8 protein-coding genes are annotated in these 12,827 nt (G+C 71.3%); 5 read left to right on the top strand and 3 right to left on the bottom strand.

Annotation, left to right across the window (positions count from 1 at the left end; all coding sequences use genetic code 11):
• Positions 1-49: 49 nt before the first annotated feature.
• Positions 50-745 (bottom strand): GntR family transcriptional regulator, encoded by a 696-nt coding sequence (locus ACIP2X_RS05270; protein WP_401667702.1) that lies wholly within the window; start codon positions 743-745, stop codon positions 50-52.
• Positions 746-751: 6 nt separating this feature from the next.
• Positions 752-1,255: a VOC family protein gene (locus tag ACIP2X_RS05265; RefSeq protein WP_401667699.1), complete on the bottom strand. Its 504-nt coding sequence runs from the start codon at positions 1,253-1,255 to the stop codon at positions 752-754.
• Positions 1,256-1,386: 131 nt separating this feature from the next.
• On the opposite strand from ACIP2X_RS05265, the gene ACIP2X_RS05260 reads away from it, so the two are divergent.
• The 5 genes from ACIP2X_RS05260 (at position 1,387) to ACIP2X_RS05240 (ending at position 8,657) form a co-directional block, all read left to right on the top strand.
• Positions 1,387-3,576 carry a thiamine pyrophosphate-dependent enzyme gene (locus ACIP2X_RS05260; RefSeq protein WP_401667697.1) on the top strand — a complete coding sequence of 730 codons (2,190 nt, stop codon included), beginning with the start codon at positions 1,387-1,389 and terminating at the stop codon, positions 3,574-3,576.
• On the top strand, positions 3,569-4,888 hold the full coding sequence (locus tag ACIP2X_RS05255; protein ID WP_401667694.1) for a dihydrolipoamide acetyltransferase family protein: 1,320 nt from the start codon (positions 3,569-3,571) through the stop codon (positions 4,886-4,888). Before ACIP2X_RS05260 ends, ACIP2X_RS05255 begins: the two co-directional genes overlap by 8 nt.
• A gap of 88 nt (positions 4,889-4,976) precedes the next feature.
• On the top strand, positions 4,977-5,768 hold the full coding sequence (locus ACIP2X_RS05250; protein WP_401667692.1) for an FAD synthetase: 792 nt from the start codon (positions 4,977-4,979) through the stop codon (positions 5,766-5,768).
• A gap of 137 nt (positions 5,769-5,905) precedes the next feature.
• Positions 5,906-7,330, top strand: coding sequence for a M24 family metallopeptidase (locus ACIP2X_RS05245; RefSeq protein WP_401667689.1), 1,425 nt, complete (start codon positions 5,906-5,908; stop codon positions 7,328-7,330).
• Positions 7,331-7,442: 112 nt separating this feature from the next.
• A complete protein-coding gene (locus ACIP2X_RS05240) occupies positions 7,443-8,657 on the top strand; it encodes a serine hydrolase domain-containing protein (protein ID WP_401667686.1) in 1,215 nt (404 codons plus the stop codon).
• A gap of 107 nt (positions 8,658-8,764) precedes the next feature.
• Here ACIP2X_RS05240 and ACIP2X_RS05235 read toward each other — a convergent pair whose 3' ends face one another.
• Positions 8,765-12,556, bottom strand: a complete 3,792-nt coding sequence (locus ACIP2X_RS05235) for a S8 family serine peptidase (protein ID WP_401667684.1) — start codon at positions 12,554-12,556, stop codon at positions 8,765-8,767.
• Positions 12,557-12,827: the final 271 nt, after the last annotated feature.

Raw genomic sequence — 12,827 nt, 5'->3', positions numbered from 1 at the left:
GAGCCCTTGAAGGAAGAAGAGCCTCTGTCAGGGGTTCATTGGATCCATTTCAGGAGTTGTTGCCGTCACCGTCGACGAAGAGCTCGGGATGGGCGGTGAGTTCGACCCTGGTGCGGCGGATGTGCCCCGCGAGGTACCGCTCGCAGTCCTCCGGGTCGCGTCGGCGCACGGCGTCGAGGATCAACCGGTGTTCGGCGTTGACGATCGCCGCCCGGTCGGGTTCGGCGAGCACCATGAACGCGCGCCGGTAGTGCTGGGTCGAGTTCCACAGCCGCTCCGTCATGGCCAGCAGATGGCCGCTGGGACAGCCCGAATAGGACGTCATGTGGAAGTCGCGGTCCAGCACCAGGAACCGGCTGATGTCGCTCTGGCCCTCGATCTCGTCCTGAATGCGTTCCAGACGTGCCACGTGGTCGTCGGTGAGGTGGGCGAGGCTCTCGGTCAGCGTCAGCGGCTCCAGCCGCTCGCGCATCCGGTAGTAGGTGTTCACGTCGTCGACGCTCAGCACCGGAACCCGCGCGCCCCGGTTGGGGAACGACTCGGTGAGGCCCTCCGACTCCAGGATCCGCAGCGCCTCGCGCACCGGGATCCGGCTGGTGCCGAGGCGGGCCGCGAGTTCGTCCTGGCGCAGCCACGTGCCGGGCGTCAGATCGCCGGCGAGGATCTCGTCGCGGAGGATGCCGGCGATGTGCTGACTCCTGACACTGTCCGCCCCGCGCGGATCACGGGCGTGCGCAGGACTCAAGGACAGTCACCTCTGAAACTCCGACGGGTCGCGGTCGTAGGCCTTGCCGTCAGGATAGGACACCAGCTCGAAGTGCATTCCCCATGGCGAGAGGAAGTAGACCCACCGCTGTCCCAGGGAGGGTCCCGAGCTGACGGTCGGCTCCCCCAGCACCGGCACGCCCCGCGCCCTCAGGTACGCCACCGCCTCGTCCAGGTCCTCGACGTACAGCGCGACATGGTGGCCGCCGACGTCGCTGTTGCGCGGGACGGACGTGCGCCGCCCCTCCGCCTCGTACGCGAAGACCTCGAACACGGCCTGGTCGCCGCACCGGTAGAAGCGCAGTTGGCGCAGCACCGTGCGCGGGTCGACGTTCAGATGCTCGGACATCCAGTTCTCCGCCGAGCTGAAGGGGCCCACCGAGTACATGTACTCGCATCCCAGGACGTCCACGAGCCAGTCGTGCGCCTGCTCCAGGTCCGGCACCGTGAAGCCGATGTGATCGAGTCGCCTGAGGCCGGGGAGAGCCATGACCTACCTCCTTTGGATCCAAAGTGCATCCATGGTGGCCCCGTCGACGTCAAAAGTCGAGTGACATCTTGTTATTGGATCCAATCCTATGGCAGGGTCGGTGCACTTCGATCGACTGAAGGGGGCTAGCGATGCCCGTGGAACACACACTCGAAGCAAAGGCCGCGTGGTCGGAGTTCGTCGCCACCCGGGACGACTGGGACGCCGCGCCCGCGGACCTGCTGACGGGCATGTTCAGCCAACTGGTGCTGATCCGGACCTTCGAGGAGTACGTCCTCGAACTCGCCGCCGACGGGCTGATCCACGGCCCCGCGCACTCCAGCATCGGCCAGGAGGGCGGCGCGGTCGGCGCGTGCTACACCCTGACCTCGCACGACACCGTGAACGGCTCGCACCGCGGCCACCACCAGTTCCTCGCCAAGGTGCTCGCCCATCTGCACCCGAAGGGCATCGACCCGACGAAGCCGTTCCCCGAGGACGTCCGGGCCGTGCTCCTGCGCACGCTCCGCGAGATCTGCGGGCTGGACCAGGGCTTCAGCCACGGCCGCGGCGGCAGCATGCACCTGCAGTGGCACGAGGCGGGCGCCATCGGGACCAACGCGATCGTCGGCGGCGGCGTGCCGCTCGCCGCCGGGTCCGCCTGGGCCCACAAGAGGGCCGGCACCGACGCGGTGACCTTCACCTTCTTCGGCGACGGCGCGATCAACATCGGATCCACGCTGGAGACCCTCAATCTCGCCGCGGCCTGGTCGCTGCCCGTGTGCTTCTTCGTCGAGAACAACTTGTACGCCGTCTCCACCCACGTCTCCGAGGTAACCGCCGAGCCCCGGCTGTCCGGCCGCGGTCCGGGCTTCGGCATCCGGAGCTGGAAGGTCGACGGCATGGATCCGCTGGCCGTGCACCTCGTGACGCAGCGGGCCCTGGAGCACATGCGCGGCGGCGCCGGTCCGACGATGATCGAGGCCGACGTGTACCGCTACTTCCACCAGAACGGCCCGTTCCCGGGCTCGGCGTTCCGGTACCGCACCAAGGAGGAGGAGGCCGAGTGGCGCGCCCGCGACCCGATCGACACCGTGGCGCGGCACCTGGTGCGCCGCAGGATCCTCACCAAGAAGGCCGTAGCGGAGACGATCGAACGCGCCAAAGCTCTGATGTCCGGACTCGGCGACGTCCTGCTCGAACCGCGGCCGGGCGGCAAGCCGGGTGAGCGGCGCATCGTGCCCTCGGAGTGGCCGGACCCGGCATTCGTCGACGAGGGCGTCCGCGGCGACCTGTCGGAGCTGGCCGGGATCGACTTCACCGACACCGAGGACTTCGCCGGCGACCTGACCGACGTCAAGTTCGTCGGGGCCGTCGCGGGCGTCCTCGGCCGCCGGCTCGCCACCGATCCGCGCGTCGTGGTGATGGGTGAGGACGTGCACAAGCTCAACGGCGGGACCAACGGGGCCACTCGCGGTCTGAGCGAGGCCCATCCCGACCGGGTGCTCGGGACCCCCATCTCGGAGAACGCGTTCGCCGGCCTCGGCGGCGGAATGGCGCTGGACGGCCGCTTCCGCCCGGTCGTCGAGTTCATGTACGCCGACTTCATGTGGGTGGCGGCGGACCAGTTGTTCAACCAGATCGGCAAGGCGCGCCACATGTTCGGCGGCGAGGGCACGGTGCCGTTCGTCCTGCGCAGCAAGATCGCCATGGGCACCGGGTACGGGTCACAGCATTCGATGGACCCGGCCGGCGTCTTCGCGACGGCACCCGGCTGGCGCATCGTCGCCCCCTCGACGCCGTTCGACTACGTCGGCCTCATGAACACGGCCCTGGCCTGCGACGACCCGGTCGTGGTGCTCGAACACGTCGACCTGTACAACGCGACCGGCCCCGGCCTGCCCGACGACTACGACCACTACCTGCCCGTGGGCAAGGCCGCCGTACGCCGCGAGGGCGCGGCCCTGACGATCCTGAGCTATCTCGCCATGACGCCGGCCGTGCTGGCCGCCGTCGCGGAGACCGGGGTGGACGCCGAGGTCATCGATCTGCGCTGGCTGGACCGGGCCAGCCTGGACTGGGACACCATCGGCCGTTCGGTACGCAAGACCAACCAGGTGCTGATCGCCGAGCAGGGCGCCGTCGGCACCTCCTACGGCGGCTGGCTCGCGGACGAGATACAGCGCCGGCTCTTCGACTGGCTCGACGCCCCGATCGAGCGGGTGACGGGCGGCGAGGCGTCGCCGAGCATCAGCAAGGTGCTGGAGCGCGCCGCGTTCGCCTCCACGGAGGAAGTCGCCGCCAAGCTGCGCGAGTTCTCGCGGGGGCAGAACAATGGCTGAGCTCCTGCGGATGCCCGAGGTGGCGGCCAACACCACGGAGGCGGTGCTGGTCTCCTGGAACGTCGACGTGAACACCCCCTACGCGGCGGGCGACCCGATCGTCACGGTCGAGACCGAGAAGGCCGTCGTCGAGGTCGAGGCCGAGAGCGACGGGGCCCTCCTGCGCCTGCTGGTCGACGCGGGCGCGACGGTGGCCGTGGGCGCGCCGATCGCCGCCTGGGGAAAGCCGGGCGAGTCGTCGTCGGAGGTGGACGCCCTCGTGGCGACGCTGGGCGGCGGCGCGGCGGCGGTGACCGCCTCGACCTCCCCGGCGCCCGTACCGGAGACACCGGAGGACGGCGCTGCCACCCAGGCCTCCGCCGCCGCGCCCGTCGCCTCCGCGTCCGTCGCGCCCGCGTCCGTCGAAGCGGCACGGGACGGGGACGGCGAGCGCGTCTTCGCGAGTCCGCTGGCTCGACGTCTCGCGCGTGAGTCCGGCGTCGACCTCAACACGGTGGTGGGGACCGGCCCCCGTGGCCGCATCCGCCGGGCGGACATCGAGGCGGCTCTCGCGAGGCCCGCTCAGCACGAGGAGGCCTCGTCGCCGGGCACCCCCGCGGCGGTCCCGAGCGCGCCGGCCACCACGGCGGCCGCCCGGTTCGTGGACGTGCCCAACAGCCGGATGCGGGGGGCCATCGCCCGCAGGCTCACGGAGAGCAAGCAGAACACCCCGCACTTCTATCTTCGCGGCGGCGCACGCGTCGACGCGTTGCTCGCCCTGCGGCGGCAGATCAACGCCGGCCGGGGCGCGCGCGTGTCGATCAACGACCTGCTCGTCAAGGCGATCGCGTGCGCCCATGTGACCGTCCCGGCGATGAACGTGCAGTGGAACAACACCTCCGTCCGGCACTTCTCGGACGTCGACGTCGCCGTGGCCGTCGCCACCGACGGCGGACTGGTCACCCCGGTGGTCCGAGGCGTCGACTCGCTGTCGGTGAGCGGTGTCGCCGCCGCGACCAGGGACCTGATCGACCGCGCGAAGGAACGCCGGCTCCGGCAGGACGAACTGGAGGGCGGCACCATCACGATCACCAACCTCGGCATGTACGGCACCGAGGACTTCGCGGCGATCATCAACCCGCCCCAGGCCGCGATTCTCGCCGTCGGCGCGGTGCGCCAGGAGGCGGTCGTCGAGGAGGGTGCGGTCACCGTCGCGTCCGTCCTGCGGACGACCCTCGCCGTCGACCACCGGTCCGTGGACGGTGCGACCGCGGCCGAGTGGATGAGGGCGTTCGTGGACGTGCTGGAGGAACCGCTGCGCATCCTGCTGTGAGCGCCGCGCGGCGCTTTCTCCCCGGCTAACGGCACGGGGACCACACTGGCCGGCACCGAACCTGCTCCGAGGATGAAGGAGGTGAGTGATGGAGGTCCTCGGTCTCGAAGTACCGGGCGAGAAGTGGAGCGCCGGTGGCGGCGTGCGCGTCGGCGGCGCCCCGTCGTCCGCGAAGATCGCGACGGTCGCGAGGGTGGCGAAGGTGGCGATCGGGGCGTTCGACGGCGTGCACCTGGGCCACCGTCAGGTCCTCGACGGGTGCGACACGGTCCTCACGTTCGACCCGCACCCGAGGCAGGTGCTCGACCCGGGCCGTGCGCCGAGCCTGCTGAGCGATCGCCGTCAGAAACTGCACAAGCTCCGCTCCCTGGGGATCCGGCAGGTGGCGATCGTGCCGTTCGACCACGCCTGGTCCCGGGTCACGGCCGAGGAGTTCGTCGAGCGGGTCGTCGTCGAGCAGCTCGGCGCGCGGTTCGTCAGCGTCGGCCAGGGTTTCCGGTTCGGCGCCCGGGGCGCCGGGACGGCAGGCACCTTCGAGAGTTATCCCGGACTGAGCACCCGGGTCGTCCCGCTCGTCACGCGGGGATCGGCCGGCGAGGCGATCTCGTCGACCCGCATCCGCCGGCTGATCTCCGAGGGCGACGTGGCGTCGGCAGGTGAACTGCTGGGATCCGCCCTCGCCCTGCCGGCGGTCGTCGGCGACGGGGGGCGTCTGCTGATCTCCGCGCGGTTCGCCCGGCCCGCGCCCGGCTGCTACCTCGGCTCCGTGGACGGTCACCCACGCCGGCTCCGGGTGTGTCAGGACCGTTCGGTCGCGGGCGCGGGAGCTGCGCGGACCGGCAGCCCCGTGCAGGTGACCTTCGTGCGGCAGACCGCATAGGCCGCGGCACGCCCCGCGGACCGGTGACACCCGCGCATGCAGTGATCCGCGACGCTCCCGCCTCCTGCCCCGTGCAGTCGGCGCGCGAGCCGTCCCCTTTCCACCACCCGCAGATTTCCCCCTGGCAAGGAGTTGTGATGGCGCTTCCGACATTCGGGCCGAACGCGGTCGACTGGGAGACCCGCGTCGACATGAACCGGCTTCGCGAGGAGCGGCTGGCCCGCCTCCGCGAGTCGTTGGAGCAGTCCGAGGTCGGCGCCGTCCTGGCCTTCGACTTCTCCAACATCCGCTACATGACCTCGACCCACATCGGCACCTGGGCGATCGACAAGATGATCCGGTTCTCCCTGCTGGTCAGGGGCGGTGAGCCGATCGTCTGGGACTTCGGTTCGGCCGCCAGGCACCACCAGCTGTACAACCCCTGGCTGGACTACTCGGCGGCGCACTCGGACGGCGATCCGCACGGCGCCCACCACGGGGCCGACGCCCGCAATCCGAGTGGCGCCCGGGCCGGCATCTCGACGCTGCGCGGCGCCATCAACCCGCTGGTGGGGATGGCCGACTCCGTCGCCCGCAAGGTGAAGCGGGAACTCGAACTCTACGGGCTCCAGAACGAGCCGCTCGGCGTCGACGTCGTCGAACTCCCGGTCCTGATGGCCCTCCAGAACGCGGGCATCACCGTGGTGGACGGCCAGCAGGTGTTCCTGGAGGCCCGCCGCGTCAAGACGCGTGACGAGATCCACCTGCTCACCCATGCCTGCTCGATGGTCGACGCCGCCTACGAGAACCTCTACGAGTTCCTCCGGCCGGGCGTGCGGGAGAACGAGTGCGTGGGGGTGGTCGCCAAGACCCTGTACGACCTCGGCTCGGAGTTCGTCGAGGGCGTCAACGCCATCTCCGGCGAGCGGTGCGCACCGCACCCGCACGTCTTCTCCGACCGCATCGTGCGCCCCGGGGACCCCGCGTTCTTCGACATCCTGCACAGCTACAACGGCTATCGCACCTGCTACTACCGCACCTTCGCCGTCGGCAGCGCCTCCTCGGCCCAGCGGGACGCCTACACACGGTGCCGTGAGTACATGGACGAGGCGATCAGCCTCGTCCGCCCGGGAGCCACGACCGCCGACATCGTGTCGGTCTGGCCCACGGCGCAGGAGTTCGGCTTCCCCGACGAGGAAGCGGCCTTCGCCCTGCAGTACGGCCATGGCGTCGGGCTGTCGATCTGGGAGAAGCCGGTCTTCTCCCGGCTGGTCTCCATGGAGCACCCCGAGGTGATCGAGGAGGGCATGGTCTTCGCGCTGGAGACGTACTGGCCGTCGAAGGACGGCTGGGGGGCGGCCCGGATCGAGGAGGAACTGGTGGTGACGGCGGAAGGGTGCGAGGTGATCACGAAATTCCCCGCGGAGGAGCTGCTCGTCGCCGGCCGGCGCTACTTCACCGTCTCGGGACCGCTGCCGGCCGAGCGTGACTCCCAGTCCCATCTGAACACGGCGACCGCGAGCCGTTCCGTGGGCCAGGACCAGACCCTGGTCCGGACCGACCGGGACGCCTCAGGAGTGTGAGACGGTGTGACCCAGCCCGGGCACGATCAACACCTTGTCACAGTATTACGATGCCTCCAGCGTCGCCCCGGACCGGGCGGCGTCGACCTGACCCCGTACCAGAAAGTCTCGGATGCGCATCAAGTACGTGAGCGTCGTGCTCGCCGGATCGACCGTGATGGCCGCGCTGGCCGCCTCCCCGGCCGGCGCAGCCACCTCCACCCTCCCCCACCCCTCCGTCACCTCGGTCCTCAAGGTGCAGCAGCAGGCCATGGCGGCGGGGGCGCCCGGCGCCCTCACCCGCATCGACTCGGGCAACTCCAGTTACCGCATCTCGTCGGGCCAGGCGGACACCGCCGCCCGCACCGCGATGGACGCCGACCGCCGCTTCCGGGTCGGCAGCGTGAGCAAGAGCTTCACCACGGTGGTGCTCATGCAGCTCGTCGCGGAGGGCCGTGTCGACCTCGACGCCTCGGCGAACAGCTACCTCCCGAAGGCACTGCCGGACGACCGCATCACCGTGCGGCACCTGCTCAGTCACCGCAGCGGCCTGTGGGACTACACCAACGACATGTTCTACTACACCGTTCCGGGCTTCGAGTCCGTGCGGAACAAGGTGTTCACCTACCAGGAGCTGATCGACCTGTCGACGGCCCACAAGGTGAACAACGAGCCGGGAGCCGCCTACAGCTACTCCAACACCAACTTCGTGGTGCTGGGCCAGCTCGTCGAGCACGTCACCGGCGTGCCGATGGCCACCCACTACCAGCAGCGCATCTTCGGGCCGCTGGGTCTGAGGAACACCTCCTACGTGCACCCCAGCACCACCCTGTCGGGTTCCTACGCCCGCGGCTACCTGCGCCAGGACGACACCACGCTGCCGCTGGTCGACTCCACCGAGCAGACGGTGTCGTGGGCGCAGTCGGCGGGCGCGGTCATCTCCAACTCGGCCGACCTCAACCGCTTCTTCTCCGCCCTGGTCTCCGGCAAGCTGCTGCCGCAGGCGCAGCTGCGGGAGATGATGAGCACGGTGCCGGTCAACGCGGACGGCACCCAGTCCTACGGGCTCGGTCTGCGTGGCCGCAAGCTCTCCTGCGGCGTGACGGTCTACGGCCACACGGGCACCGTCCAGGGCTACTACACGTACGCCTTCACCACGGCGGACGGCAAGCGCAGCATGACGTCCATGGCGAACACCTCCAACAACGGGACGGTGAACACCATCCTCGGCGGCACGCTGGAGGCGGCGTTCTGCGGCACCGCCGTCGCCAAGGCGGACAAGTTCACGGCCCCCGACGACGAGGGGTTCACCGAGGACATCGCTCCGGGAGTGGTCCGCTCCTCGTGACGGGTGCGTGACCGCCCGGCGGTCACCGAACGCGGCGCTGCCGCCCACCTCGACGGTGGGCGGCAGCGCCTTCGTCCGTTACCGGCCGGTGGTGCGGGAGCTCCGGCTCACCTCAGGCCGAAGGCCCTGGTGACGGTCTGGTGCACGGTGTTGCCCCGGTCGTCGGCGGCCGTGGCCCGGACGGTGACGTAGGAGGCCTTCCTCGGGGCGTCCAGCGTGGTGCGCCAGCCCCCGCCGGACGCGGTGACCTCGGCCTTGTGCCAGGTCCTGCCGTCGTCGTAGGAGAGCTCCACCGCGACCTCGCCGATGGCCGACGTGGGCGGCAGCTCCTGCTCCGGGTCGGACGACGTCGTGTGGGTCGCGGTGACCGTCAGGCCCGCGTCGCGCCGCGCCCTTCCGTCGCCGTCGGTCTCGACCCCGTAGTCGAGCTGGATCAACGGCAGGGCCAGGCCCTGGTACCGTTCGCCGGCGGCGGAGGTGAAGCCCCATTCCGTCCGGGTCCGGGTGCTGTACGGGTTGGCCCACTTGCCGCGGGCGGTCTCCAGCACGTACCGGTACGACTGCCGTTGCGGCGCGAGCCCGTCGGCGATCACGAAGGAGCCGTTCATGCCGGCGAGCAGGGTCTCGCCCCGGTAGAGCGAGGCCGTCGCCTGCGCGTCCGGCGTGATCGGGTAGCCCACGCGGCGGGTGCCGGCGTCGCCCCAGGCGGGGACGTCGACGGCCAGCCAGTCGTCCTGCCGGAAGGCGAAGGCGTCGGGCAGGGCGCCGGTGATCCGCGGCCTGCTGACGGGGGCGAACCACTGGTCCTTCGTGGCGGTGCCGCCCTTGTACCCGCGCGGCGGGGCCAGGATCCTGACCTCGCCGAGGACGGTGGCGGCCTGCGCCCACTGCACGCCGGAGCCGGTGGAGACCCAGTCGGTGCGCACTCCCCGTGCCGGGAGCGGGAGTTCGGTGCCGAGCCGGGCGGTGGTGTCGTCGGGCCAGACGTCGTAGCGGTACTCGCGGGCGTCGCCCTGCCGGTAGTTCTTGAACGCGACGTCGATCCGCGCCAGGTCCTTGGGGCCCGGCCGGTGGACCGTGTTCGCGGGCACCGCGCCGTCCCAGGCGTTCGCCAGGTCGTAGAGGTACTCGGTGGTGGGGTGGGAGAACACCTTCAGCGAGGTCCCGCCGCGCGCGGCGGCGAGGCGGATCAGACGGTCGCCCTGGTCCTTGCCGACGGTGACGACGGTCAGCGGCGGGGTGGCCTCGGTGCGGGGGTCGAGCCGCCCCTCGCCGTCGTTGACGACGACGAGCAGTTCCGCTCCGGCCGCGGCGGCCGCGGCCACCTGTTCCTGCGCGGGGACCACGTCGTTGCGCACGACGACGGCGGCCTTGCCGCGAACGCGCAGGCCCTCGTAGTCGGTTGCCGCGCCCTGTCCGGCGTACACCGCGTCGAGCCGGCTCGTGCCCTTGCGCAAGGGGGTGGCGCCGCGCCGTACGAGGATGTCGTCGACGGATTCCCGCCCGGAAGCGATCTTCAGCGGCGGCTGCTCGTTGCGCCAGCGCGTCCTGACGGTGAATTCGCCCTCGGCGGCCTTCTCCCCGGTGGGCAGGGCCCAGACGCTGTCGTAGCGGGGCCACGGGTACAGGGACATGCTGTGGGCGCCGGAGGCGTCGAGCGTGCGCCGGTAGTCCACCCGCATGTCGGTGGTGACGGACTCCTTCGGCGTGACCGCCGTGACCTGCCGGGTCCTGGAGGCGTCGAACGTGAACGTCGCGTCCGCGTCGAGCCGGAACTCCGGGTCGGCGACCAGGGCCAGGCCGCGCGAGTGCGCGCCGTGGGCACCCTCCACCGGAATCGCCGCGACGACCGACCAGGGCCCGGCGTACAGGGTCACGGTGGTGGATCCGGCGACCGTTCCTCCGAGAGTGATGCCGGGTCGCTTGCCCTGCTGGAGCATGACGTAGTACTCGCCGGTGACGGGCTTGCCGGAGCGGTCCTTCGCGTTGATCGTGAGGTCGTGCAGCTCGTACATGGTGACGTAGCCGAAGGCCGTGCCGAGCCGGACGGAGCCGCCCGCGGAGGCCTCGACACGGGCGTCGTAGAGCATGCCCTCCTCGGCGCGGTCCGGGTGCGCGGTCACGGTGACCGTGGCGGTCCCGTGCGCGGGCACCGTCACCTGCCGGGCCGACAGCGTGAACATGCCCGCGGGGGCCTCGGAGGCCTCGACCGAGAGGTCGAGGGTGACCGGGGTGTCGCCGTCGTTGGTGTACGTCACCTCACGGTCGACGCGGGCGCCCGGCGCGGGCGGCCACTCCTGCAGGGCGTCGACCACTCCGGTGGCGCGCACGGTGGTTCGGGCCGCCGCGGCGGCGTCCACCCGGCCGTTGCCCGCGTCGAAGGCCGAATGGGCGGGCGTGGCCTTGGCGGTGCTGATCAGGGCGTCCTTGATCTGCTGCCCCGTCCAGCCCGGATGCGCGGCGGCGACGAGGGCGGCGGCGCCCGCCACGTGCGGAGTCGCCATGGACGTACCGCTCATGGTGGTGTAGGCGCCCTCGCCGGGCGCGTACCGCGACCGGGCGGCCAGCACGTCGACACCGGGACCCGTGATCTCCGGCTTGAGCGCGCCGTCCCCGACGCGCGGGCCACGGCTGGAGAAGGAGGCCAGCCGGTCGGCGGAGTCGACGGCGCCCACGGCCAGGGCCGCGTCGGCGACCGCGGGCGCGCTCACCGATCCTCGCGGGCCGCTGTTGCCCGCGGCGATCGCGAACAGGGTGCCGGTCTCGGCGCTGAGGGTGTCGACGGCCTCGCTGAGGGGGTCGGTGCCGTCGCTCGGGTCGCCGCCCAGACTCATGCTCACGACCGCCGCGTGCTGGTCCCGGGCCGCCCACTCCATGCCGGCCAGGATCCAGGAGAACTGACCCGAGCCCTGGTCGTCGAGGACCTTGCCGACGTGCAGCCGGGCACCGGGGGCGACACCCTTCTCCTTGCCCGCCGAGGCCGCGCCGGTACCGGCGATGGTCGACGCCACATGGGTGCCGTGGCCATGGCGGTCGACGGCGGATTCGTCGTCGGGGACGAAGCTGGTCGCGGCGGCGACCTGCCCGTCCAGGTCCGGGTGCTGGGCGTCGACGCCGGTGTCCAGCACCGCCACGTCGACGCCCTGGCCGGTGTTGCCGCTCCGCCATGCCTCGGGCGCGCCGATCTGCGCCACCGATTCGGCCAGGTCGGCCTTCACCTTGCCGTCCAGCCAGATGCGCTGGATGCCGCCGGCGAGCAGCGGGGCGGCGGCGCGCTTCGCCGTCACCGCCCCGCCCAGCGTGCTGCTTCGCAGGAGGGCGGAGCTGTTCACGTCCTCGGTGAGCGCGTCCCAGAACTTCGCGGCCTCGTCGTGCTTCTCCGCGACCGCGGCGCCTTGGACGCTGGTCAGCGTGCGGACGCGTACGGCGCCCCGGGGCAGCGGTGCGGCGCTACGGGCGCGCGTGGCGTCGGCGTAGCGGACGATCAGCGGCACGTGGTCGCTGCGGGCGTCGTCGTAACCGTCGGCGAGCAGGCGTGTGACGTTGAACAGGTCCTCGTCGAGGACACCGGCCGAGACGTACGGCAGCACCTCCTGCGGGTACACGAAGGTCTCGCCCTCGTGTGTGAAGGTGTACGCCGCCACCGGCCGGCCCTGTGCGTCCTCCAGCGAGGTGACCGCCGTCCGGCCGGCGCCGGTCACGGTCACCTTGTCGCCGTTGATCAGTGTGACGGTCCGCGGAACGCCGCCGCCGTCGGGGGCCGTCACGCCCGCCGGGAGCGCGGAAGGGCCCGCGGGGGCACCGGTCGCGGAGGCCGTGACCGCGCCGAGCGACGGGAGCAGGGCCAGCGCGGCACCGAGCGCCAGCACCCGTTGACCGCGTAGGGGTGAGCCAGGCAAAGGAGCTCCTCACATAGCTGGGCATGATCGAGCAGTGCGGCGGATGCCGACGACGCATGATTCGCGCCGTCGGGCGGTCGCGTCGAGGTCACCGGGCTGTCGTCTTGGCGTCATGTCGCAGAGGCGACATGCGCGCGGGCGGAGTGCGTCATCGTCAACCACCGCTGCGGGACGCCTTGTTGATCCTGTGGAGACGCCCGGCGCGGCGACGGCGCGCCGAGTTGACGGTGATAGCATTCCGCCGTCTGCGACCTTGATCCACTTTGTTCGG

The organism is Streptomyces sp. NPDC089424 (assembly GCF_044749345.1).
In the GTDB taxonomy this organism is placed as follows: Bacteria; Actinomycetota; Actinomycetes; order Streptomycetales; family Streptomycetaceae; genus Streptomyces.
Note: the sequence above shows the minus strand (reverse complement) of the source record. Positions and strands in the feature narration are given on the sequence as shown.

Coding starts and splice junctions, on each gene's coding strand:
- ACIP2X_RS05250 (WP_401667692.1), top strand. CDS start 4,977: ATGGAGGTCCTCGGTCTCGAAGTACCGGGCGAGAAGTGGAGCGCCGGT.
- ACIP2X_RS05265 (WP_401667699.1), bottom strand. CDS start 1,255: ATGGCTCTCCCCGGCCTCAGGCGACTCGATCACATCGGCTTCACGGTG.
- ACIP2X_RS05255 (WP_401667694.1), top strand. CDS start 3,569: ATGGCTGAGCTCCTGCGGATGCCCGAGGTGGCGGCCAACACCACGGAG.
- ACIP2X_RS05245 (WP_401667689.1), top strand. CDS start 5,906: ATGGCGCTTCCGACATTCGGGCCGAACGCGGTCGACTGGGAGACCCGC.
- ACIP2X_RS05260 (WP_401667697.1), top strand. CDS start 1,387: ATGCCCGTGGAACACACACTCGAAGCAAAGGCCGCGTGGTCGGAGTTC.
- ACIP2X_RS05240 (WP_401667686.1), top strand. CDS start 7,443: ATGCGCATCAAGTACGTGAGCGTCGTGCTCGCCGGATCGACCGTGATG.